The sequence below is a fragment of the Autumnicola musiva genome, from assembly GCF_031846585.1.
GTDB classification, from domain to species: domain Bacteria; phylum Bacteroidota; class Bacteroidia; order Flavobacteriales; family Flavobacteriaceae; genus Autumnicola; species Autumnicola musiva.
Genome location: NZ_JAVRHK010000006.1, coordinates 113,654 through 136,770, shown reverse-complemented (window position 1 = coordinate 136,770; position 23,117 = coordinate 113,654). Strand labels below are relative to the sequence as shown.

Below are 23,117 nucleotides of genomic sequence, written 5' to 3'. Positions count from 1 at the left end.
ATTCCCTCGATGAGGAATCAAATCTTGAAAAGTTTTCAATTTAAAACCTCGTGGTCCTGCCCCGAGGTTTTTGATTTAATAACAAGAAGGAAAGCTTTAGGACGTGGTATAAAAATTTGATATAAAGGAATTTTAGATGAAAATTACTTCAGTCCGTTCTTTTATTTGTTATCAATTAAATATTGTTCTATACTATTGAATATCATTTGCTTTAGGTCTTCATTCATAACATTATCCTTTACAAACTTTTGATTAACCTCCAATTCAATTCCGCAGTAATTCTCAGGGAATTTCTTTCTTAACCAGGTGATAAAACCATCAGATATGCCAAGATAAGGATAATTGAACCTGATGCAGTAAGAAGAAGATTGTTCCAGACTGCTTTTTAAGCGGTTAACCACTTGCTTTTCCTGTTCTTTTTCCGGATCAAATAAGAGGCCAACATCAGCATTTCTTACCTCCCCATCTAATTGCGGAGTAAAGCTGTGTATTGAAAGATGTAGCACCTTCTCCCCCTCTTCAAGAAATTCAGCAATTTTCTCTTCTACCGTGTTTCTGTATAAAAAGTAATAATTGGCAAGGAGTATTTCTTTCTCTACATCATTAAGATCTGCTGTGAATTCTGAATATAACTGGGGATGGTCTAGCGAACGATTGACTTCTATTAAAAGTCGTCCTGTTTTCTGATAAATAGCGAAATCTGAAAGTACAGAAAGTTTTTCAAACAGATTAAAAGCCCCTAAATCAAAACCACGATGAGTTCTAAGCACCTGATCGGCTCCGGAAAAATATTTAATATATTCCGGCGGAATAGTATTAAATGCATGCTCACAGGTGAGGATAACTTTCATTACTTAAAAAACTTATTTTCAGCAAGACAATCTGCCATTCTGCTATAAATCTTTTGAATATTTTCTTCCGAATAATCCTGATCTAGGGCTTCTATTATACGGGTGGAAAGACTTCCATTTTCAAGAATATATTCAATATTCTTCTGGTGTTTTTCTGAAATTTTGGATTTAATCCTTCGGTATATTTTTTTCCAGATTTCTTTCACCGTGGCTTTTTCCGGAATATCGAATACATCGAGATATGCAATATTTTCAATTACTGAATTTTCCCCATCCCGAACCATAGCATTAAAAATTTGAAGCAAATCATCTTCATGCCATTTTTTCTGGTCTCCAAGCGCAATTAATTCTTCACTTACCAACAGCTTAAGACTTTCTATAATTAAAATAGCTATGGCAAGATCAGCTTTTGGGCATTCCTGAATATCTATCACCCGAATTTCTATGGCATTTCTGTCAAACCTTGCAATGGCTCCACGGGAATTTAGAAAATGATGATCAAGAATATTTTCAGTATCATGAGGTTTTATGGCTTTATTAATTGGCTCAAAAATCCTTTCAAAATAGTCCTTTCTGTTAAAAACCTGTTCCGGAATAACTTTTCCGGCCATTTCGGGAATTTCTTTTTGATTGGTTTTATAGACTTCCATCCGGCTGTCTAAAAAACCTGTTACTTTTCCTTCAAATATCGGTGAACTTGCACTCAAAGCTGGAAGAATTGGCAATAACAGCCTTACTGCCGCATGAAGTTTTTCAAATTCATCATCATCAAAAAATGGCAAATTTATATGCATGCTTTGGACGTTGCTCCAGCCGTGGCCGCCACAATCAAAGATGCGATTATATAATGCATAAATTTTACTGTAATTATGCTTCCAAAGCTTTGTTTCAGTTTCCGGGTGCATGAGCGGATGCGCTGCAGAAGGCAGGAGCTGTGAACCTAACTGCTTCAGCAGAGTGTTTATTTCCTTTACATTTTCAGCAAAAAAATGGTCCAGTTCATCAAGATTGGCAGTTGGACCATTGGTCTTTAATTCCACCACGTGGGCAACCAGCTCATTGCTCCATTCAATTTCACCATTTTCAACATCAGAGGTAAGGCTGCCATTCTTTAGAGTAAGAAGTTTGTCTACCACCGGATTTACCTTAAAAGTTTCTGAATTTACGAGCATGTATTCCAACTCAATCCCAAAGACTTCAAACAAATGATAACTCATAATTCGCCTTTTTTAAGCCGGTTTTTAAGTGCCGAAAGAATTTCAATATAAACCTGATCTCCGTAATAGGCATCTTCAACCCCAAAGTCAATATTAGGATTATCATTAATTTCAATAACCATAGCTCTTTTGTTGACTTCTTTTATATCAATTCCATACAGCCCTTTCCCCATCAATTTAGCCGATTTTAAAGCCAGATCTAATATTTTTGGGGATACTTTTTCTATAGGAAGGCAATCTGCATTTCCATCCTGATCATCCTTAACTTTCGCATCCCAGTTATAAATTTGCCAGTGCCCTTTAGCCATATAATAGCGGCAGGCGTAAAAAGGCTTATTATCCAGAATGCCTATTCTCCAGTCATATTCTGAAGGAGAAAATTCCTGTGCGATCACAAGATCTGATTTTTTAAGCATTTGCTGCACCAGCTCTTCATATTCCTGTTCTGTCCCGGCTTTTTTCACTCCGAAAGAGAAAGTGGAGTCTGGTGATTTTAATACTACCGGCAGGCCTGTAATTTCCAGTACCTGGTGTTTGTTTTGTTTATGAACAATAACAGTTTTTGGAGTGGCAATCCCCGCATTTTCCAAAGCTTCAGCCATAAAAACCTTATTACAGCATTTAAGAATGGCATCGGGATAATCTATTAATGCAATTCCCTCCTGCTGGGCTTTACGGGCAAAAGCATAGGCGTCATTATTTACCTCAGTGCTCTGGCGGATAAACAAAGCGTCAAATGCCGAAAGACGAGACAAATCTTTAGGCGTAACCACTTCAACATAAAAATCCATTTTTTCAGCCAGTTCCACAAAACGTTTTATTGCTTTGGGATTACTTGGCGGAGCAGGATCTCCTTCCTGAACCAAAATAGCCAGGTCATATTCTGCAATATTCTGCCGTGGAGTATCATAACGTTTTTTCGAGAAATACTGCGAGGCAAAATAATACATACTTTCCTTATGATCTGCAGGAATTTCGGCTTCAGAAATAGCTTTTATGCTTTTAATATTCCATTTATTGGTGCGTATAAAATTTACCCTTAAAAAAGGAATCTGGAAATGCCTGTAGAACATGGAACTAAGTTCCTTATATTTTTGGGCCACATTCTGCCCAAAATAAATACTAAGGGTAAACTCGGTAGATTTGATGTTTTTAAGGCTTTTCTGAATAGTATCATCAAATTCTTCAGAAACAATTTTTACCAGTTTTGGCTCCCTCAGGTCCACTATATTTTTAACTGTTGGAATAGCCATATGCCCCCTCGCTTCAGCCAGAAGAGAAACATAATACCCCTTGCTCTGGTAAGAATAATCTTTGCAAAGATTAAAGATGCGTGACTTCTTTAATTTGGAATATTCAGGATTAGTTAGATAGGCCTGCGCAGAAATAATCTCCACATTTTCCGCGAGTGCCTCCCATTTTTCGGGATGGTTTACAACAATATATTTATTCATTTAAGAATTAAAAGTTTTAATCAAATGTAGTCTAAAATTAGACAAATTATATTATTTTTTTTAACCCGTAACCAACTGTTCCTGAATTAAAAAGGCCCGTCTAAGACAGGCCTTTATGAAAATGTCTATAGTTAGTGAAAAGAATATTGCGCTCCTAAAGTAAGGGTATTGCCATTCTCTAGCTGAACCCCATTAAGATCCTGGTACAAAGGGAAAGCATATTCCATTGCCAGTCTCACATTTTGTAATGCTCCTGAAGGAACATAAAGGTTCACCCCTAACCCGGTATTAATATATTTCCCTCCGGAATTGGCAATATTGGCCGCAGGCACCATCATGGCATTAAGATCTGGATGTGTACCCTCAATTTCCTCAACAATTAATCCCTGCAGTCTTGCTGAAATGCTCAGGCTGCTGATTAATTTTCCTGAAATCCAGTTTTCAAGCTGATAGCGGTTACCAAAACGATAGCCATTATCATTTTCATCAAATCTGATGAGGGCTTTAAACTGACTTCCGAAAGAAATAAAATTTCCCTGAATCAAATAAGTAAGCCCACCTTCACCATCAAAAGTGCCACTGCCAATCTGCATGGGATATGGCAAAATCATTTCATTGGGAGCTGATGCGGGGGTAACATCTTTTTCATCAATACTACCTGTTGGAAGCGAAATTCCTAATTGGGCGTGCATGGATTGCCTGTTAAGGTTAAACAAACGATATAAACCGGAAATTTTAAGATCTCCAAATCCTGAAGATGCTGTACTAAATCCCTCTCCCATTCTTGTGACTAAATCCATATCATTGCTAATCACACTGGCCATCGCCATAAGAGTAAGATTATCTGAAGGGGCATACATAGCTCCCAGCATGTGCATTTTCATGCTCATTTCTTCCGGAGAAACCATGTAATCCTCCAGCACATCGCTCGTGGAAATTTCATTGTTCCCATATTTAAGGTCCTGCATATTCATTTTCATAAACTTATAAGAAAACATCCATTCCCCCTTGTGATGTACATGATCTCCCATTACAGAAATAGGCGCATGACCATCAGGCCGTGCCGCCGTCCACGTTGAATTATTATTTTCATTTGATTTTTGGGCAACAAGCCCTGCAGACATGAGTAAAAGTGCTAATGCCAGTATATTATTTTTCATTTTTGGATATAGAATTAAGAGCAGACTTTAAGAAGAATCCTTAGTCCGCGCTGTTGAATATTAAATTTTGCAACTGAGTAATTAAAAACACTGGAGCATGCCCACGAGATATGAATCGGAAAACGACTTTAAAATTTGAGGCACCCCAATGGAGTTAAACCCACAATAAGGGTTTAAATTCTAATATCCGGTGGATGCTCTAAATCTTGAATGAAATCTGTAGCATGAAATAATGGAATTTTCCAGTTCTCTACTTTGAAAACCAGTGGCTGAAAATTAATTGTATAAGAAAAAGCCTTCTGAAAATAAACCGGTAGAAAACTTTCACTGATGGTAGATTTGCCCGGGTTCTTGGTTTTATCAAATTTACCAAGCTGACTGTTCAGATGGCACTTCCCGTTACAGTGCATAGCAGGTTTATCTTTGTTTACACAATATTTTTCAATAATATAATCTATGTTTAGCTGGTAATAGGTAATATTAGCCATTTGATAAAGAGGGCGCAGTGCAAAGCAAACCAATAATAATATACTCAAAAAGTGCTTCAACAGGATGTTTTGTTGACTGCAAAAGTACTTTTAAAATTCCCATTATTACTATAGATCGTAGAATTCTTGCAGTCATGATGCGGGGCATATATACCTGGCAAAAACCAATTAAAAATTTATTACTATTTTCAGGGTTTTAAAATTCAGTACAACATGAAATCGCACTTAAAATTTATCATTATTCTGCTCACACCTTTGGCACTTTTTTCTCAATCTTCCGAAGAAGAAATCCTGGAGAGAGCCAAGAGAATTCATGAGACGGTAATTACCATAGATACCCATAATGACATTAATGTTAAAAATTTCACCAATAAAAAAAACTATACAATGAACCTGGATACACAGGTAAATTTGCCGAAAATGGAACAGGGCGGTCTGGATGTTTCCTGGCTTGTGGTGTATACAGGGCAGGGTGAGTTAATTAAAGAAGGTTATGAGGATGCTTATACCAATGCTATGCTCAAGTTCATTGCCATTCATAAACTGGTTAATGAGCTGGCACCGGAAAAAGTTGGACTGGCCACTACTTCTGATGAGGTTAGGTCTTTGGTAAATGAAGGCAAAAAAGCAATAATGATTGGGGTGGAAAATGGATATCCCATTGGGGAAGATTTAGAAAAATTAAATCAGTTTTATAAACTTGGGGCAAGATATATGTCCCTTTCCCACAACGGGCACAGCCAGTTAAGCGATTCAAATACCGGGGAAGAAAATAATGTATGGCTCCATAACGGAGTGAGTGAATTAGGAAAAAAAGTAATTGCTGAAATGAACCGGCTGGGAATGATGATTGATGTTTCCCATCCTTCCAAAGAAGCGATTAAGCAAATGTTTCAGTTTTCTAAAGCGCCACTTATAGCTTCCCATTCTTCGGCACGTGCGTTGGGCAATCATAGCAGGAACCTGGATGATGAACTTTTAATGTTGTTTAAAGAACATGGCGGAGTGGTGCAAACAGTTAGTTTTAGCGGCTATGTTAATACTGAAAAAGACAGTACGTATAATGAAGAAAAAAACATGGTTGGTCGGGAAATAGCTAAAGAAATGAATTTTGAAATTTTGGAAAAAGACAGTGTTGCCAGTTTAGATGACAAAACAAAAATCGCCTATAATAAACAATTAGAACTTGTAAAAACCGCAACCGAAGACTCCATTAAACAAGTGGGAAGGATCAAACCTGTAGATGTCTCAGATTTTGTTGATCACATTGATTATATGGTAGATCTTATTGGGATTGATCATGTAGGAATTAGTTCTGACTTTGATGGCGGCGGCGGAGTTGAAGGTTGGAATGATGCTTCAGAATCACTAAATGTCACCATTGAACTTGTGAAAAGAGGCTATACTGAAGAGGAAATTGCCAAACTATGGGGAGAAAACCTATTGAGGGTTTTGGATGAAGTACAGGCCGTAGCCAGAGAATTGCAAAAAAATTAAAATGATCAGAGTTCGAGTGGAGATTGAAAAAGTGCGAAGTTAGAAGTGGAAACTGAAAAGTGCAATATCAAATATCAGACAACTGATAAAACTACGAACCACCTAAGAACTCCAAGCTAAAAACGAATCATGCCTTTTTCTTTCTTTTCTTTTTGTCCCACCAAATATAAAGTCCAAATAAGATAAGGCTTACTACAGAACCCCATAACAAACCTGTTTTTAAGCCCTGGGTGCTACGGCCTATTGCGGCAATAAATATGGTAAGCGGAGCAATTCCAACCAGCGTTGCTCCAATAAATTTCCAGTAACCCATCTTCAGAACACCGGCTACAAAACTTATGGCATCATTGGAAAGAAAAGGGTTTAACCTGGTAATGAAAACTGCCCAAAATCCGTAGTCATCAAGAAAATCGGCTACTTTCTTCTCAGATTTATGACCTATTACCCTTTCAACGATTACCGGCCCAAAATATCTTCCTATCAAATAACCAACTGAAGAAGCCGAAAAAACAGCCGCGAAAACTATCAAGCTCCCCCAAACCGGGCCGTAAGCCAGGATACTTACCACCATAAGCAGGATGGTAGGAATAACCAGGAGAAACATTTGGGCAATCATGGTAAGAATAAGCATTACAGGACCAAACCAGCCAAAATTGTTTACCCAATTTTCAATACGTTCCTGGTCATCACTTGTTAATACATTCCAGGCTTCATTGAAGAAATTCTGAATTCCCGGCACAAAAAAATAACTTAGAACAAGGGTAACTACAAGTGCCAGCGAAATGTATAATGGCTTTTTACTTTTTTTAACCGATGCCGTTTCTATTTGATTTTCTGCCATAAATCTATTGTTGCTTATTATTATTTTCCTGAAGTTCTACTTCTAAAATATTAGCCGCATCATCATCTGCTTCATTTGAAATATACATTTTTCCAGAAGGACTGAAGCTAATGCCTTCAGGCTGTGCAAATTCGTCTTTATCAAGATGAATAACTTTTTCTGCTTTTCCTTCTGAAGACATTATCAGTAATTTAGGGTTCTTCCCGTCTAAGATATAAATTTTACCGCTTCCAGGATGAATTGCAATCTCTGAAGGACTCATAACTTTTCTTAGATCATTCTCATCTACTTTCTTAAATACCTGATCCTTCAGGTTAATCCGGAAAACAGGATCCTTCTTAAAACGCTTCTCTTTAAGATTGTATGCGTAGATTCCCTTATAATCCTCGCTATCTTCTTCCTCATCCTTTACTCCTAATAACAAACGATTATTTGGAGGATCTATGCAGATACTTTCAATATTCTGGTTTTCGGTAAGATCTGTCTTAAGGCGGTTTACTTCAGGATCAGTCTTTAAAAATCCTCTGATTTCAAAAATTTCACCGTCACTTCTAATTACATAAGCGTTATCACCATAAGCGGTAATTCCTTCGTAATCACCTCCCCCGGCAAATTCTATCTCTCTTTCTATTTTAGAAGTTACAGGATTATATATAAAAATGATTCCATCTTCATCCTGCACACAGGCCAATCTATTTTCACTTAGCCATGCAATCCCCGATACTTCTTCCAGATCTTTCGGCAGCTCCCACTTTCTAATAATATTATAAGCATCGAACTCTTTTTCTTTAATTTTTCCTTCATCTGAAGGTAAAGTTAGCATAGCTATTCCGGCCAAAGAAAGAACACCAAGAACAATCAATATCGCCGCTCTGTTTACCATATTATTTTTCACTTTTGTTATTGCAATAAATTTTCTTTTGAAATTTCACCATTTTCATCAATGAAAATATTTTTCTCTTCCTGTTTATTTTCTATCTCCAGCCTGTAAAATTTTTTACCTGTCTTCTCAATATAATCGGCCTCAGTAATTTTAAATTCAGGAAAACTTTGTTTAGCCGAAGATAAAATATCTTGGGGGAGCTCAACCAGGCTTACTTCCCGCCCGGTCATTTTCATTTCTCCATTATTAGTTAGAACAGCAGTATAATCTTTCTTCTCAACCTCAAAGTCTACCTCAAAATCATCATTTAATTCTCCCCATTCTACTTCTACAGCATCAGGAAAATTTTTCTGAAATGTATTCAAAACCACAGAAGGCAAATCCTCTGGTGGCCTTTCATCATCCATTTTACAGGAATTGAAAAAAACAGCCAAAGCAAAGATGTACAAGATAGTTTTCATAATGTCTTTATTTTAGAACAAATATGACAGGTGAAACTGGAAACAATCTGGAAATAGGATTAGCGTTTGAAGATTTGAGAAAATTTTAACCTGAAATATTCGATGAAAAGTCCACCTTAAAAGAATGTTTCTTTTCATAACTGTAAGTAAGTTCTAAATTATATTCATCAATTATAGCTTTGGCAATGGCCAGGCCGAGACCACTGGAATTTTTATTATTGCTAAGGCGGTAAAACCTGATAAAAAGATCCTTTTTCTTTAATTTTTTTGCTTCAGAAAAATTAGATATAATGATTTTGTTATCAGAAATATCAACTTCTACCTTGGTTTCAGGCAAACCATGTAAAATGGCATTTTTAATAAGATTTGTAAAAAGGATATAGGCCAGGTCCTTATTCATTTTGAAGTTAATTTCTTCCGCGGCATTTACTTCCATACTCATTTTATGGTGGGAGAGCAAATCTGAAAATTCTTTTTCCAGATGATAAATAACTTCATTAATATTAATCACTTCCTGCTCAACAAATTGCTGATTTTCAATTTTGGACAGTAACAACAGTGATTTATTGAAGCGGGTAAGTCTTTCCAGATTATTTAAAACCGAAGCCAGTGTTGCGATTTCCTCTTCTTTTAGTTCATTCTTTTCAAGAAGCAGCTCCAGTTTATTGATGCTTATAGCAAGCGGAGTCTGAAGTTCATGAGAGGCATTTTCAATAAACTGCTTTTGGCCTATATAACTATCTACAGATTTTTGGAGTAATTTATCAATGCTTTTATTCAAAAGATTAAACTCTTCAATAGGTGATTTTTCAAGGCTAATACTTTCATCTTTTTCAATACTGAATGTCTTAAGCTGTTCAATGAGTTTATAAAATGGATTCCAGATCTTTTTTAGAACGATGTTATTAAGAACAAGTATAGACACAATAAGCCCAAGGTAGAGCCAGAAAATAGAAAAAAGAAGGTCTTCCACAAGGTCATCTTCTTCTACCATAGAGGTTATTACTTTTACCTTATAATATTTCCCATTCTGCTGGAATACGCTTTCCAGTAAACGCACAGGTTCATAATCTTCTTCATTAAGCATGTACATAAGACTATCACGATAGCTTTCCCTGAAATTTCTTGCGGTTTTGGCACTTGTTTCTGTAATGGTATAATAGCCATCATCAAACTCCTTCCTTTCCAGTACTGCATGATTTTGCCGGGCACGGCGAATTACCAGGATTTTCTGATTTTCCAGCCCGTCATCCATACTATCATATATCTCATCAAGCATCTCAAAATAAAAGATAACTGCCCAGAGCGTGAGTAATATAAACAGAATTCCGGCAAAATATTTGGTGGTATAGTTTAAAAGCTTCATTCAACAACCAGTTTATATCCCACCCCGTAAATGGATTTTATCTCTACTTCGGAATTGTTTTTGGTAAGTTTTTTACGCAAATTCTTCATTTGAGAATATATAAATTCAAAGCTGTCTGCCTGGTCTATATGGTCGCCCCACACCCTCTCGGCAAGTGCCGATTTTCTTATGAGTCTTCCATTGTTAGAAAATAAAAATAAAAGAATATCAAATTCCTTACGATTGAATTCTATTTTTTGGCTGTTAATCCAAACTTCCCTGTTTTCCGGCTGTAATTTCACATTTCCAATTTCTATACAATTACTTCCATTAAAATTGTTGCGCCGCAATACTGCCTTTACACGTGCAATAAGCTCAGCCATATAAAAAGGCTTTGGAAGATAATCATCGGCACCCATATTAAGCCCTGCTAATCTATCGTCAAGAGAATTTTTAGCGGAAACAATAATCACATTTTCAGAATTCCCCTTTTTCTTTAAAAGTTTCAGGATTTCAAGTCCGTTTCCGTCCGGTAAAGAAATGTCCAGCAAAATGCAATCATATTCATAAACACCCACCTTATCTAATGCAGTTCTATAATTTGTAGCCACTTCTATAACAAAATTCTCCTGTTTCAGGCCTTCCCTCATATTGTTAAGCATCTCCCTTTCATCTTCAATAATTAGGATTTTCATGGTAAAAATTTGGATTGAAAATTAGTACGGAAAATTGGAAAGAATCTGGAATTTAAAGAGAAATTCTATCGGGAGTCAACTCTATTTTCAAAATGTTTGCGGGGGCACGTCTGCTTTCATTAGATATAAACAATGTACCATCTGTACTAAAAGTTAAACCTTCTGCCTGCTGAAACTCTTTCGGATCCAAAACATAAATTTGTTTGGCATCTCCCACAGAATCAAGTATTATTATTTTTGGCTGATGCCCTTCTAAAAGGTACCAGTCTCCTGTAACAGGATTTCTTTCTATTTCTGAAGGCCTTATTACCCTTTGGGAGCCATGCCCCTGTAAACCTTCAAATATAGGATCATCTATACGAATCCTGAAAACAGGATCTTTTAGAAGCTCTTTGCTGGTAAGGTCAAAAGCGTAGATACCTTTAAAATCCTTTTCATTATGAGGAACTTCTTTTACAGTAAGCAATAATCTATTTTTAGCGATATCCAATGCCATGCCTTCTACATCCCTATTTTCCAGTGACGTCTGGTATTCATTTACCTTTATATTTTTACCGGCATAATCAATAATTTCAAAAATACGGCCATCGCTGCGCATTACATAAGCATTTTGTCCATTTACAGCAATAGCTTCAAAATCTCCCTTTGTACCAAAATCTATTGTGGATGTGATTCTGGAGGAACTAAGATTGTATATAAAAATAGTGGCATCTTCATCCTGAATACAGGCTATTCTTCCGTTACCAATCCAGCTTAGTCCGGAAATTTCATTTAATTCCTCAGGTAACTCCCATTTTTCTACAATTTTATAAGTCTTTTGAGATTCATTAAAAGAAAGAAAAGATTTATCATTAAATAATAAACATATAAGTGCCACAATTGCAAAAACGCCCAAAACAATTAACAGCACTATTTTTTTCATATTATAAGATTTCAATAAAATGTAGAGTGACTTCCTCTAAAGTATCTATTTACTCTGCCACTCCAAAATGATTAACAGAATTTTCCATAAGCTTTTTAGGAAATAATTGTCCGGTGACTTTCTAAAGAAAAACGTGCAACAATCACCCTGGGCGGGAAATGTATTTTCTGCTGTTAAATCATTTAATTCTTAGGATAGATTCTATTCCTAAAAATACTTTAAAAAAGAAATAAATTTTTAGAAGTCTTCGTTTATTTGTAGCAGTCCTCATAAATTATGTACTCAAAACTGAAAAAGTCCCGCAGGTTAAAGTGGGCATTATACTTTTTAATAGGTGTTGCTGCACTGGCTTTAATCTTCTTTGGCAGCATATATTTTGGAATGTGGGGAAAAATTCCTTCTTCAGAAGAACTGGCCCGCCTGGAACAGAGCAAAGCCACACAGGTACTGGCTTCAAAAGGCGAATTAATAGGGAAATTTTACATTTTTGACAGGCAGCCTATAAAGCATGAAGATTTACCTGAACATCTTATCGAAGCCCTTGTAGCCACTGAAGATGTACGATTCTTTGAACATGACGGGATAGATAACCGCAGTCTTTTGCGGGTATTTTTTAAATCCATTCTATTGCAGGACGAATCATCGGGTGGCGGAAGTACCATTACTCTTCAATTGGCCAAAAACATCTACGGAAGAAAAGATTTTGGCGCTTTTGGGATAGTAATAAATAAAGTACAGGAAGCCATTATTGCGAAACGTTTGGAAGGTATCTATAATAAAGAGGAAATTGTTACTTTATATTTTAATACTGTTCCTTTCAGCGATAATACCTACGGGATTGAAAGTGCATCTATGAAATTCTTCAACAAACATACGCGCAATCTTTCTCTTGTAGAGGCCGCAGTACTTGTTGGAATGCTGAAGGCTTCTCACTCTTACAATCCACGGATATTTCCGGAACGTAGCAGGCTTAGGCGCGATGTGGTGTTAATGCAAATGGCAAAATACGGCTACCTATCCCGGGAGGAAGCTCTAGAAGCCAAAAAAGCCGATCTTGTTCTTGACTATAAAAATTATAGCAATAATAAAGGTGTGGCTCAATATTTTCGTGAACAGGTAAGAAAGGATGTAAGTAAGATCCTGGACACCTTAAAAAATAAGAACGGACAGGAATATAATATTTACCGGGACGGCCTTATAGTTCACACCACTCTTGATTTTAAAATGCAGAAGCTTGCTGAAGAAGCCTTACGTGAACACATGGAGCAATTGCAGGAGCAGCATGAAATTTCCTATGGAAAAAATGCTCCGTGGATATCCAACGGTAAATTACTGGAGGATGCCGTTAAAAGAACAGGGGCATATAAGAATCTGCTAAAAGAAGGCAGAACGCATAAACAGATTTTGCAGGAGTTGAGGAAAACACGACCTACAGAATTATTTGATTATTCCGGTTCCATCACCAAGAACATTAGTGTAATAGACAGCGTGGCACATTACCTGAAGTTTTTAAATGCCGGACTTCTTGCCCTGCAACCGGAAACAGGTGCAGTAAACGCCTGGGTTGGTGGTGTTGACTTCAGGTATTTTAAATACGACCATGTTTCTATGAGTAAAAGACAGGTTGGTTCTACTTTTAAGCCCATTGTGTACACCGCTGCGCTGGAAAGCGGAATGGAGCCGTGTACATATTTTTCTGCGGAAGAAGTCACCTATGATAACGGCTGGACTCCTTCAAATTCTTCTGCTGAAGATGACTCTCATATGAATTATAACTTAAAGCATGCGCTTAGCCGTTCTATGAATACCATCGCTGTTAAAGTACTAATGGAAACCGGAATAGGAAATGTTCTTTCTGAAGCACGAAAAATGGGAATTACTTCCAAACTTCCCGAAGTGCCCTCAATTGCCTTGGGCACTGCAGCTTTAAGCATAGAAGAACTTGCCGGGGCATACACCAGTTATGTTAACAATGGAAGGCCAAGCCGGCCTTATTATATCACCAGGATTGAAGACGGTGATGGCAATTTACTGGCAGAATTTAAACCACAGGTCTCTCCCACTCCTGCTTTCAGTGAAAACACACGGGAAGTTATGCTTGATTTTATGCAGGCTACTGTTAATGAAGGTACAGCTACAAGACTAAGATCAATATACGGGCTGCAAAATGATATTGCCGGTAAAACAGGAACCACTCAAAATAATAAAGATGGCTGGTTTGTTGGCATTACTCCTAATTTGCTTGCAGTGACCTGGGTTGGATCAGACGATCATCGGATTGGTTTTAGAAATACCAGGATTGGACAGGGAGCAAATTCGGCATTACCAATTTTTGGGAAGCTGATGCAAAAAATGCAAAGGGATTCCTACTTCAGAAATATCACCACTGCAAGCTTTGATCCTGTATCTCCTCAAGTGGCTGAAATGCTTGATTGTGAAGCTAAAAAGAGGGATGGTTTCTTTAAACGATTGTTTTCAGGAAGCGGGAAAGATGAAGATAAGGCTTCCGAAGAGAAAAAGGAGAATAAAGGATTTTTTAAAAGGTTATTCGGAAAAAAGGATAATGATTAAAAAAGGCTGTTTGAAAATAATATCAAACAGCCTTTTCAGAATTATATATTCAGAACTTAAAACTCTTTATTGATCTGCATTCTCAACTTTCTTGAATAATCCTCTTCAAGCCAGTCGCGGTAATTCTTCGTACTTTTACTAATACAATAAGAATATTGTTTAATCCTGGAAGAAATATCATCCTTAAGCTCCTTTGCCAGGATCCTGGCATCAAAAACATCTTCACTGTTTTCCACGCACATGCGTACATGCTGCTCCATAGACCATTCTAAAACAGTCTTGGATTTAAGCCCTTTTTTAATCACTTCATCGTAGGCAGTTTCCACATCATAATCTACATCCTCAGAATTGGCAAATTTATTCCTGACGTCAGGCGGCATTTCATATTTAAATTCTCTTTCTATTTCTTCATCACTCAGCAGATTTTCAAAATAGAAATCGGGAGACCTGAAGATCTGTTTCCAGTCTACCGGAGCGCTCCAGTCCCCAAAACGTGCCATATTATTACCAAGATCAATCACATTGAACTCTGATTTTCCCGGAAGTACTCTGGAACCTCTACCAATCATCTGGAAGTAAAGGGTAAGTGATTTCGTGGCACGGTTAAGAACAATCGTCTCCACCGTAGGCTCATCAAACCCGGTGGTAAGAATACTTACCGAAGTCACAATGGCATTGGGCGTATGCTTAAACCATTTTAAAATATCTTTTCTATCCTGTTTACTGGTAGTATTATCCAAATGCCTGATGGGCAGACCAGCATTTTTAAAGGTTTCATAAACTTCAATAGATGTATTTATCCCGTTATTAAAGATTAGCGTCTTTTTTCCTTTAGAACGTTCCATATAGGCATTCAGGAGCTTTTCCTGCATGGAAAAATTGGAATAAAGTTCTTCGGAAGATTTTACGGTATAATCCCCGTTCATACCGATTTTTAATCCGGAAAGGCCAACGTTATAACTATAAGTTTTTGCCCGCGCCAAAAATCCTTTTTCAATTAATGAAGAAATGGAATCTCCCACTATAAGCTCCCGGTAATTATCCTTCATGGGAAGTTTAATATTGGAACTTAGCGGTGTGGCAGTAACCCCAAGAATAAAACACCTTTCGAAAAACTTAAACAATTTTCTGAAAGAGTTATAATGTGCTTCGTCAATTATCACCATTCCGATATTGCGCAAATCAAGCTTTTCATCGTGAAGGCGGTTATTTAAAGTTTCCACCATGGCAACGAAACACATATATTCATCCTGATCGGGAAGTTCTTTTACCTTACTGTTGATGATTTTGTTTCGAACCCCAAAATCTGTAAGCATCTTGGAAGTTTGCTTACATAACTCTATCCTGTGAGTAAGAATTAGAACTTTTTGCTGTGTTCTTTGGATATATTCTCTTACAATCTGGGAAAATATAACTGTTTTCCCACCACCGGTAGGTAATTGATATAGAAGGTTATAATGTTCAGGATGTTCATCTATTACATTAAATATCTTTTCTATATCCTTCTGCTGATAATCATATAATTCCTTATCTACTTTTTTATTTTCAATTCCAAATGTTTTGGTCTCCATAGGCTTTATTAAATCTGCAATTTTGCAAAAATAACAGATTTTTGAAGTAAAATAAAGCTTTTTGCCGTAAATAAGGATTTTAATTTTTAAGGGGCATGCACAAGAGCTTGCATCACAGAAATAAAAATCAGAAATTTTAATTTTTTCTGTAACATTTTGTTTTTCCGTACGTCTTTTAAGTAGAGTTCACATTAATTGCCTCATCAACTATTAATTTACTCTGGCTTAAGAAGTTAAAATAAAAGGTTTAACAAAACCTGAAAAAGTTTATAAATCAATTATTCATCAATCAAAATTAACATCATGAAAAAAGCAATTGTTTTCCTAATGCTGACTGTTTTATTTACTTCAGCCCAATCACAAATTATCGAACTTGAAGAAACAGAAGTTAAATTGAATTCTGTTCCCCTAATCTCCAACGTTAACTCAAAAACCAATGAGTTTATTATTAAAGAAGGTTACACTTCTCAGTTTCATGAGAACGCACTGGAATTTGTGAAGAAAAATTTTGATGTGCAGGAATTCATCGAAAACAGCCGCCACAATAACTCCACTTCTTATGAGGTAGCTTTTAGAAGTCCAAAAGGTTTTTTACAGGCTACTTATAATGAAGAAGGTGAAATGGTTAATTCCTATCAAAAATTTAAGGACATAGCACTTCCTTATGAGATTAGGAATAGGATTTATCCGGACTTTCGTGGATGGACAATTACCAAAAATTCTTTTGTTGCCAGGGGCAAAATGGATAAAATTGATAAGTCTTTCTATAAAATTAAACTGGAAAGAGGAAATGAAAAAGAGAGAATAAAACTTTCAACAGCTAATACTTCACATACTGGTCTTGTGAGTAACTAAATTAAACCTATTCTAGCCTAATTCTATTGAGGCGAAACCTACTCCTGCAGGTTTCGCCTTTTTTAGTTTTCATCAAACAGATCTGAAGATAAGTAGCGGTCTCCCCTGTCGCATATAATACTTACTACCAGCCCCTCGTTTATCTCTTCACATAATCTTACTGCTGCAGCAGTTGCTCCTCCACTGCTCATCCCGGCAAAAATTCCTTCTTCTGTGGCTAGCCTGCTGGTCATTTCCCTTGCATCCTGTTCGCTCACTTCCAGGATTTTATCAATTTTATTTTTATCAAATATTTTTGGAAGATATGCCTCCGGCCATTTACGTATCCCTGGAATTTTGGCCTCATCTGTTGGCTGTACCCCAACAATCTGAATCTCTTTATTTTTTTCTTTTAAAAAAGTAGATGTTCCCATTATAGTTCCGGTAGTTCCCATGGAAGATACAAAATGGGTGATTTTGTGTTCTGTGTCATTCCAAATTTCCGGGCCTGTAGTGTTATAATGTGCTTTCCAATTATCGTTATTACTAAACTGGTTAAACATAAAGTAATCTCCCTTTTTCATTTTATCTTCAGCATAATCCCTCGCTCCTTCTATTCCACCTTCTGCATTGGTAAGAATAACCTTAGCTCCGTAAGCACGCATCGTTTGTACTCTTTCTATTGTGGAATTTTCAGGCATAACAAGTTCTATATCCAGCTTAAACATACTGGCAATCATAGCCAGGGCTATTCCAGTATTTCCACTGGTAGCTTCAATTAGCTTGGTATTCTTACTAATCTCCCCACGGTCCAGAGCACTTTTTATCATGTTATATGCAGCCCGGTCCTTAACGCTACCGCCGGGATTTTGTCCTTCCAGCTTTAAGTACAGGGAAACCTTCGGATTTTTCACCAAAGTACCGGCTTTGACTAAAGGAGTATTACCAATAAGCTTTAATATAGAGTCATTCATTTTTCCGAAGTATTTTTTATGTTGATCTGGGGGTTATGGGAAACCATTGAACCTGCCGGTACAGATGCGGTGAGCCAAACATTACCTCCAATAATGCTGTTTGCTCCAATAACAGTTTCACCTCCAAGAATGGTGGCATTGGCGTAAATGGTTACGTTTTTTTCTATGGTGGGATGCCTTTTGACACTTCTCATTTTTCGATCTACATAAAGTGCACCCAAAGTCACCCCCTGGTATATTTTTACATTATCTTTAATAATAGCAGTTTCTCCAATCACCACTCCAGTAGCATGATCTATAAAAAAAGGAGTGCCAATCTCGGCGCCGGGATTAATATCTGTTCCGGTAAGACGATGGGCAAATTCCGTCATTAATCTTGGCACCAGCGGTAAACCAAATTCATAAAATTCATGGCTTAGCCTGTAAATGGCAATTGCAAAAAATCCGGGATAAGAAAGGTAAACTTCTTCTACAGAATTTGCTGCAGGATCATTTTGCGCAATAGCTTCTGCATCTTTATTTAGCTTTTTAAGAATTTCTGGTAATCTCTCCAGGTACTCCTGCCAAACATCCCGGCATGGTTTATCCGGCGACCAGCAAACCAGATCTGCCAGTTCCTTAAAAAGCCTTTCCAGGTTTTCAATATTATCGGCTACTGCAGTATCAACATCAAATAGAGTTGCAAAAAGCTTCCGTGTGAAATTTTCTGTTCTTTCTTTGATGCTGAATTTAAGATTCGGATGTTTCTTATTTTTCTGAATCTGTTCAATGATTTTATTTTGATTACTTAACGCCACAAGTATTTCTGCATTTTCAATTTTCAACTTCAAAAATAAACAATAGCTAAGGAAAACCGGGCGTTATTCCGTATAAATACTTCAGCATGAACATCAGTTTTCCCGAAGCAGAAAAGGGATAAATTCCTGAGTTAATTATTTGCCAATTTTGAAACACCTGATTCACTTTACCCGTAAATTTAATTATCAAATTTTATTTATTAACCATTAAATATTTTAGTCATGCAAGAGAAGCAAAAAAAGCAGGATCCTAAGAAAGATGCTGCAAAGAAACAGGATCCTAAAAAACAAGATCAAAACAAAAACACCTCCAAGAAGTAATTTTTGGTTGAGATTTACCATGCCACCTTTAAAAGGTGGCTTTTTTATTCCTGATATGGCAGGAGTTTGTAAACATTATCATTATTATATGCTGTTTCTTTTTCCCCACGAAGCAGAGATACTATCTTTGCCGGTCCTAAAAAGAAGACCATTTGAAAGAATATTATCATTTTTTAAGAACCAACTTTAAACCGGTCAGCTTTGGATGGCTGCTTACGTTCCTTTCCAGTTTTGGACAAACCTTTCTTATTTCATTATATGTTCCGGAAATTATTGAAAGTTTCAATATTACCGAAGGTACTTTTGGGGCCATTTACGCAGGCTGCACTATTGCTGCTTCTGTAATTATGTTAAGTGTTGGCCACACTGTAGATCATAAACCAGCCAAAAAAGTTACGGCTTTCACTGTAATCAGTCTTGCCGCTTCCAGCCTATTACTGGGGTTTTCATATAGTTTAGGCCTTTTAATTATTGCCCTTATTGGTCTTCGGCTTTGTGGCCAGGGATTGCTTAGCCATATTAGCATGACCATAATTTCGAAGTATTTTAAAGAAAACCGTGGAAAAGCATTAAGTGTTTCAGCTTTGGGATATTCTATTGGGGAAGCTATTTTTCCGGTAATTATAGCCTCCCTAATTGCTGCATTCGATTGGCGAATTGCTGCTATAGTGAGCGGGGTTGCACTCTTCTTATATCTTTTGAGGTTGAAATTCACAAATCTGGCGGGCTTTGATAAAGATCTTTCCACAGAAGTAAAGCCTTCAGTATGGTCGCTCCTAAAGGACTATAAAAGTGTGGTATTTCACCGCAAATTCGGGATAATGATGCCGGCAATCTTCATGTTAGGCTTTACTAATACCGCTATTTTCTTTTATCAATACGTTTTTGTGGAAGATAAAGGATGGTCTGCCCAGCTTTATGCAACATTTTTTGTAGTCTATGCAGGGGCACGATTTTTATTCTCTTTGCTGGGCGGGAGCTGGGTTGATAAATTTTCGGCCAGAAAGATGTTTTACTATTATCTTATTCCAATAAACATTGGCCTTCTGCCATTTGCCTTTATGGACAGCATAGTTGGGGCCCTGATTTATCTTATTCTTGCCGGAATTACTACAGGTATGTCCGGTACTGTAAAAACCGCTATTATTGCTGAAATGTATGGACTGGAGAAAATGGGGGCCATACGAAGTGTTTTTACTATGTTTATGGTAATAAGTACTGCATTGGGACCTTTGCTTGTTGGGTTCTTAATAGATTGGGAAGTAAGTTTCACTAATATTATGCTGATTATTTTTGTTGCTATGCTGTTGGCAAATATCAATTCCCAAAGAATGCGAGGCTTAAAGCCTGAAGCTGAAGATGCTAAATAATAGCGGATGTAGGGATTATTGGAAATTAATGAAATTGATCCATCTGTTTTTCAAACCTGTATTTGTTAGGCCAACTCTGTTCCTGCACGTTTATTTCTATTTTGTTCATTCTTTCAAGAAACTCATGTTGCAGACTATTCTGAATAATGAAACCCACCGCCTCTTCAAAAGATTTATACAGACTTTTACAAAAAGCTTCTTTCAACTCTTTATCTGCGGAATATGCCTGGGCAATTTCTATATTATAAATCATAACATTGGCAAGCATCACGGGTTCCATACCTAATTTTCTAAAATGTTTAATATACTTATGGGCAACCGATCTTCTGGTCTTCGCTCTCTTCCTTTTTTGCGGAAAATATTCTTCTGATATTTTTATTTTTGCCTCCTGCACCAGTTTCTCTTCTTTTGGATTAAAAACAAAATCATAAAAGGTTTTTACTTCTCCAAAGCGACCATACAAATCAAGAATTTGATCTTCTAAATCTTCTTTTTCTAATGATGCCAGATATTTTCTTAAATCTCTCTTACTCATTAATTTTAAAATTTACGGTTTAAAAATTTTCCGTAGACCGGAAACCGTATCCAGAATTCCGGCTGATAGATCCCGCAGCCATTCCAACTGGTGGTTTACAAGCTGTGCTTCTCTTAGTTGAAGGCGTATTGATGGATCAATTTCTGTTTTTCCTCCGGCCACTTCCCTTCTTCGTAGCTCCACAAGTTCTTCATAGGATTTACTAAGCCCTCTTTTAGCTTTTTTAATTGCCTGCCCGTCAAAATGATTTTCCGATAATTCTTTCTGAAGAAGTATATCCTCAGCATTTTTCATGTTTTCACCAATATGGCGGGTTACCACTTCAAAATTTTCCGAAGCAGAGGTAGTTTCATTAATACGTATAAAAGTACCTAAGGAAGCCAGGGCCGAGAGAAAGGTTTGATTAAGGCCCACCAGTTTATAAACAAGACCTGAATCCAATTGCCTGGACTCCGGTTCCTGCTTTAACCTTTGAAAAGCCGCACTTAAATTACCCATACTTATAAATGACTGCTTCCTTGCCAGTTTATAGCTTAGAGGCACCTCCCCTTTTTTATGGTAATAAGCATCTATTTCATTAAGATATTTCCTGTTGGCGTTCAGGCTGCTTATCAAATGATCTTTAATATTTTTGATTTCCCATGCCGGCCAGAGAAAATAATTGCCCAAAGCTGCCAAACCGGCGCCTAAAAGTGTATCTATAACCCGAAATTCAATTACCCCCAGCACATTGGGCTGCATTAAAGCATAAATAAAAATAATACTCAAAGTAATGTAGATAGCTGCGGTCCTGTAATTTCGCTGCAAAAGGGAAAACGCCATAGTTAACGATCCAATACCCAGAATAATATAGACGATCTGGTTTTGAGTAAAAAATACTATGCCTACTGCAATGGCGCCGCCTATTAGGGTACCAATAATTCGCTGCCGCGAACGGTCTTTCGTAAGGCCGTAATTAGGCCGCATAATAACCACAATGGTAAGCAGTATCCAGTAAGCATTTTCAATTGAAAAATAAATACCAAGGGAAAATCCAGCAATTACAATCACCGCCAGCCGCAAAGCATGCCTGAATATAGTAGAGTTGAAATTAAAATTTGAAATCAGTATTCCCGGATTATAATTTTGGGTACTAAGAAATTTTACAACTTCTTTATTCTTCAGGAGCGAATTATCCATATCCTCATTATTAGAAAGAATGCTGAATATGCTATTTATTTTATGAATCTGTTCCTGCTGATAGGCATATAAATTTCGTAGTAACAGCATCGTCTCCCTCCTTTCATTTACATTAAGACTTTTCCTGAAATTTTCAATGCTATTTTCTAACTCAGTAAGATGAAGATTTATGTTATTTTCCGGCAAATTTTGCCCGTATTTTAATGAAGAAGAAATTTTCTCCAAATAATCTGCCATGGCTTCGATCAACATTTTCAAATTAGCTAACTGATGTTGCTTTCCTTTTAGCAGAACATCCATTTTAGAATAATCAACAGGGTTTGCCATTGCTAATTCCAGGATATCTACCAGTTCGACAAATACCAGGAGCCTTTTCCTTTCAAAACTGGATTTTTCAGACTTTTTTCCGGAGCTAATTAATACTTCACGCAGTCGTTCATGTTTTTCATTAAGATCGGTTTGAAGTGAAAAAAGTTTCTCCTGAAGTTTGTCTCTTTTCGCAATCTCTGTTGTTAACCGTGCTCTTATCCGCAAATAATCGGAAGTTAAAAGCATGGTTTCTGCCAAAAGATGATCTGTATCTCTTCGTGGATTAATAAAATACCAACCAAGGCTAAGTAGCAAATACCATAAGCCGCCCCCCAGTATTAGCAGCCCCTGCTGCCAGATTTCAAGAGTAGTTGAAATTTTTGTAAAACTAAGCACAACAGCCAGTAGCCCGGAAAAAGTTATAAGGGATGCCCGGTAACCATAAACAGCCAGATAACTGATGCTAAACATAAGTAGTCCTAAAACCGGAATAAGAACAAAAATATTCACCTGGGCGTATCCTGCTATTATGGAAGCAGCTGAAGCAAGTGCAGATGCGCATACTAACCCGATTAGCTTATGCCTTAAACTTCCTGTTACATCACTTGGAGAACACAGTAAACATCCTTTTGCTATGGCCACTCCTATTATAAGGTTTGAAAATGAAGAAAATAAAACTACAGGAATTACGATAGCAATTGTAAGAATAATTGCTTTGGAAAAGTCGGTGCTCCTTATAAAATTAAGGAAATCATTCAGGTACCGGGATAGTTTTGACTTCAAATAGAGAGCAGCTTTTTAATTGATCCAATTTCTAATTTTTAAAGTTAAGCTTAAATTAC

At 36.9% G+C, this 23,117-nt stretch carries 20 protein-coding genes; 4 read left to right on the top strand and 16 right to left on the bottom strand.

Translation table 11 applies throughout. From position 1 onward, the window contains the following. Positions 1 to 161: 161 nt before the first annotated feature. The 5 genes from RM539_RS10115 to RM539_RS10095 form a co-directional block, all read right to left on the bottom strand. Positions 162 to 851: an N-formylglutamate amidohydrolase gene (locus RM539_RS10115; protein WP_311503278.1), complete on the bottom strand. Its 690-nt coding sequence runs from the start codon at positions 849 to 851 to the stop codon at positions 162 to 164. Next, positions 851 to 2,068 carry a carboxylate-amine ligase gene (locus tag RM539_RS10110; RefSeq protein ID WP_311503277.1) on the bottom strand — a complete coding sequence of 406 codons (1,218 nt, stop codon included), beginning with the start codon at positions 2,066 to 2,068 and terminating at the stop codon, positions 851 to 853. Before RM539_RS10110 ends, RM539_RS10115 begins: the two co-directional genes overlap by 1 nt. Further along, complete coding sequence (locus RM539_RS10105) at positions 2,065 to 3,522, bottom strand: RimK family ATP-grasp domain-containing protein (protein WP_311503276.1); 1,458 nt, start codon at positions 3,520 to 3,522, stop codon at positions 2,065 to 2,067. Before RM539_RS10105 ends, RM539_RS10110 begins: the two co-directional genes overlap by 4 nt. Positions 3,523 to 3,653: 131 nt before the next feature. After that, a complete protein-coding gene (locus tag RM539_RS10100) occupies positions 3,654 to 4,682 on the bottom strand; it encodes a transporter (protein WP_311503275.1) in 1,029 nt (342 codons plus the stop codon). Positions 4,683 to 4,855: 173 nt separating this feature from the next. Beyond that, positions 4,856 to 5,170: a hypothetical protein gene (locus RM539_RS10095; protein WP_311503274.1), complete on the bottom strand. Its 315-nt coding sequence runs from the start codon at positions 5,168 to 5,170 to the stop codon at positions 4,856 to 4,858. A gap of 213 nt (positions 5,171 to 5,383) precedes the next feature. Between RM539_RS10095 and RM539_RS10090 the strand changes: the two genes are divergently transcribed. Further along, the gene (locus RM539_RS10090; protein WP_311503273.1) at positions 5,384 to 6,667 is read left to right on the top strand and encodes a dipeptidase; all 1,284 of its coding nucleotides are present in this window, start codon (positions 5,384 to 5,386) and stop codon (positions 6,665 to 6,667) included. A gap of 127 nt (positions 6,668 to 6,794) precedes the next feature. Here the strand turns inward: RM539_RS10090 and RM539_RS10085 are convergent, their stop codons facing one another. From RM539_RS10085 to RM539_RS10060, 6 genes are all read right to left on the bottom strand, one after another. Then, complete coding sequence (locus RM539_RS10085) at positions 6,795 to 7,508, bottom strand: TVP38/TMEM64 family protein (RefSeq protein WP_311503272.1); 714 nt, start codon at positions 7,506 to 7,508, stop codon at positions 6,795 to 6,797. A 4-nt stretch (positions 7,509 to 7,512) separates the two neighbouring features. Further along, positions 7,513 to 8,391, bottom strand: coding sequence for an SdiA-regulated domain-containing protein (locus RM539_RS10080; RefSeq protein WP_311503271.1), 879 nt, complete (start codon positions 8,389 to 8,391; stop codon positions 7,513 to 7,515). Positions 8,392 to 8,408: 17 nt separating this feature from the next. Further along, positions 8,409 to 8,852, bottom strand: coding sequence for a PepSY-like domain-containing protein (locus RM539_RS10075; RefSeq protein ID WP_311503270.1), 444 nt, complete (start codon positions 8,850 to 8,852; stop codon positions 8,409 to 8,411). 85 nt (positions 8,853 to 8,937) lie between these two features. Beyond that, on the bottom strand, positions 8,938 to 10,218 hold the full coding sequence (gene porY / locus RM539_RS10070; protein WP_311503269.1) for a PorY family sensor histidine kinase: 1,281 nt from the start codon (positions 10,216 to 10,218) through the stop codon (positions 8,938 to 8,940). Beyond that, on the bottom strand, positions 10,215 to 10,892 hold the full coding sequence (locus tag RM539_RS10065) for a response regulator transcription factor (protein WP_311503268.1): 678 nt from the start codon (positions 10,890 to 10,892) through the stop codon (positions 10,215 to 10,217). The genes porY and RM539_RS10065 overlap by 4 nt, the downstream gene beginning before the upstream one ends. Positions 10,893 to 10,944: 52 nt before the next feature. Next, entirely contained in the window at positions 10,945 to 11,814 is an 870-nt protein-coding gene (locus tag RM539_RS10060) for an SdiA-regulated domain-containing protein (protein WP_311503267.1), read from the bottom strand. Between the two features lie 276 nt (positions 11,815 to 12,090). Between RM539_RS10060 and RM539_RS10055 the strand changes: the two genes are divergently transcribed. Next, positions 12,091 to 14,385: a transglycosylase domain-containing protein gene (locus RM539_RS10055; protein ID WP_311503266.1), complete on the top strand. Its 2,295-nt coding sequence runs from the start codon at positions 12,091 to 12,093 to the stop codon at positions 14,383 to 14,385. 56 nt (positions 14,386 to 14,441) lie between these two features. Here the strand turns inward: RM539_RS10055 and RM539_RS10050 are convergent, their stop codons facing one another. Then, positions 14,442 to 15,956, bottom strand: coding sequence for a DEAD/DEAH box helicase (locus RM539_RS10050; protein WP_311503265.1), 1,515 nt, complete (start codon positions 15,954 to 15,956; stop codon positions 14,442 to 14,444). A gap of 303 nt (positions 15,957 to 16,259) precedes the next feature. Here RM539_RS10050 and RM539_RS10045 point away from each other — a divergent pair, with 303 nt between their 5' ends. After that, positions 16,260 to 16,811, top strand: coding sequence for a hypothetical protein (locus RM539_RS10045; RefSeq protein ID WP_311503264.1), 552 nt, complete (start codon positions 16,260 to 16,262; stop codon positions 16,809 to 16,811). Positions 16,812 to 16,873: 62 nt separating this feature from the next. On the opposite strand, the gene cysM is transcribed toward RM539_RS10045, so the two are convergent. After that, complete coding sequence (gene cysM, locus RM539_RS10040; RefSeq protein ID WP_311503263.1) at positions 16,874 to 17,764, bottom strand: cysteine synthase CysM; 891 nt, start codon at positions 17,762 to 17,764, stop codon at positions 16,874 to 16,876. Then, on the bottom strand, positions 17,761 to 18,594 hold the full coding sequence (locus RM539_RS10035; RefSeq protein ID WP_311503262.1) for a serine O-acetyltransferase: 834 nt from the start codon (positions 18,592 to 18,594) through the stop codon (positions 17,761 to 17,763). The genes cysM and RM539_RS10035 overlap by 4 nt, the downstream gene beginning before the upstream one ends. A 440-nt stretch (positions 18,595 to 19,034) precedes the next feature. On the opposite strand from RM539_RS10035, the gene RM539_RS10030 reads away from it, so the two are divergent. Beyond that, a complete protein-coding gene (locus tag RM539_RS10030; protein ID WP_311503261.1) occupies positions 19,035 to 20,252 on the top strand; it encodes an MFS transporter in 1,218 nt (405 codons plus the stop codon). Between the two features lie 25 nt (positions 20,253 to 20,277). Here RM539_RS10030 and RM539_RS10025 read toward each other — a convergent pair whose 3' ends face one another. Then, complete coding sequence (locus tag RM539_RS10025) at positions 20,278 to 20,787, bottom strand: DUF6155 family protein (protein WP_311503260.1); 510 nt, start codon at positions 20,785 to 20,787, stop codon at positions 20,278 to 20,280. Between the two features lie 12 nt (positions 20,788 to 20,799). Continuing rightward, positions 20,800 to 23,058, bottom strand: a complete 2,259-nt coding sequence (locus RM539_RS10020) for an FUSC family protein (protein ID WP_311503259.1) — start codon at positions 23,056 to 23,058, stop codon at positions 20,800 to 20,802. Positions 23,059 to 23,117 lie beyond the last annotated feature (59 nt).